Source organism: Pleomorphomonas carboxyditropha (assembly GCF_002770725.1).
In the GTDB taxonomy this organism is placed as follows: domain Bacteria; phylum Pseudomonadota; class Alphaproteobacteria; order Rhizobiales; family Pleomorphomonadaceae; genus Pleomorphomonas; species Pleomorphomonas carboxyditropha.
Map to the genome: position 1 here is coordinate 1 of NZ_NQVN01000062.1, position 1445 is coordinate 1445.

2 protein-coding genes are annotated in these 1445 nt (G+C 68.7%); both read left to right on the top strand.

The genetic code is table 11. From position 1 onward, the window contains the following. The coding region (locus CJ014_RS27190) for a UDP-glucose dehydrogenase family protein (protein WP_133121960.1) at window positions 1-717 on the top strand (717 nt) is incomplete at its 5' end. Then, a partial coding sequence (locus CJ014_RS27195) for an NAD-dependent epimerase/dehydratase family protein (RefSeq protein ID WP_100083618.1) occupies window positions 717-1445 on the top strand: 729 nt, incomplete at its 3' end. The genes CJ014_RS27190 and CJ014_RS27195, both read left to right, overlap by 1 nt.

Here is a 1445-nt window from a genome sequence, read left to right on the forward strand (position 1 = left end):
GCCGGCAACGCCTTCCTGGCCATGAAGATCACCTTCATCAACGAGATCGCCGACCTCTGCGAGAAGGTGGGCGCCGACGTGCAGCAGGTGGCGCGCGGCATCGGCCTCGACGGCCGCATCGGCGCCAAGTTCCTGCACGCCGGCCCCGGCTACGGCGGCTCCTGCTTTCCCAAGGATACGCTGGCGCTGGTCAAGACCGCCCAGGACTACGACAGCCCGGTGCGGCTGATCGAGACCACCGTCGCCGTCAACGACACGCGCAAGCGGGCGATGGCGAGGAAGGTGATCCAGGCGGTGGGCGGCGACGCCCGCGGCAAGACGGTGGCCGTGCTCGGCCTGACCTTCAAGCCGATGACCGACGACATGCGCGACAGCCCGGCCATCTCCATCATCCAGGCCCTGCAGGACGCCGGCGCCAGGGTGCGCGGCTTCGACCCCGAGGGCATGGACAACGCCCGGAAGCTGATCGACGGCATCGCCTATGTCGGCAGCGCCTACGAGGCGGCGGAGGGGGCGGATGCGCTCTGCATCGTCACCGAGTGGAACGAGTTCCGGGCGCTCGACTTCCCCCGCCTCAAGGGCCTGATGAAGGCGCCGGTGCTGGTCGACCTGCGCAACATCTACCGGCCCGAGGAGATCGACAAGCACGGCTTCGACTATGTGAGCGTCGGCCGCGGCTCGCCGCCGGCCGGTTCGGTGGCCGAGGCGGCCGAGTGATGCGTTTCCTGATCACCGGCACCGCCGGCTTCATCGGCTTCCATCTGGCGAGGCGGCTGCTCGACGCCGGCCACTTCGTGGTCGGCTTCGATGGCATGACGCCCTATTACGACGTCCGCCTCAAGGAGGCGCGCCACGCTCTGCTGGAGCGCTCGAACGGCTTCCGGGCGGTGATCGGCCAGCTGGAGGACGCGGCGGCGCTCCGCCAGGCGGCCGAGCTGGCCGAGCCGGAGGTGATCGTCCATCTCGCCGCCCAGGCCGGCGTCCGCTACAGCCTCGAGAACCCCAAGGCCTATGTCGACGCCAACCTCACCGGCAGCTGGAACGTGCTGGAGCTGGCCAAGGCCTTCGAGGTCGGGCACCTGATGCTGGCCTCGACGTCGTCGGTCTACGGCGCCAACGACAAGGTGCCGTTCGCCGAGGCCGACAAGACCGACGAGCCGCTGACGCTCTACGCCGCCAGCAAGAAGGCGATGGAAGCGATGGGCCATTCTTATGCCCATCTCTGGAAGATCCCGACCACCGCCTTCCGCTTCTTCACGGTCTACGGTCCGTGGGGCCGTCCGGACATGGCGCTGTTCAAGTTCGTCGACGCCATCGACCGGGGCGAGCCGATCGACGTCTACGGCGAAGGCCACATGCGGCGCGACTTCACCTATGTCGACGACCTCATCGAGGCGATCGTCCGGCTGGTGCCCGTCGCCCCGGGCGAGGACAACCGCGTCACC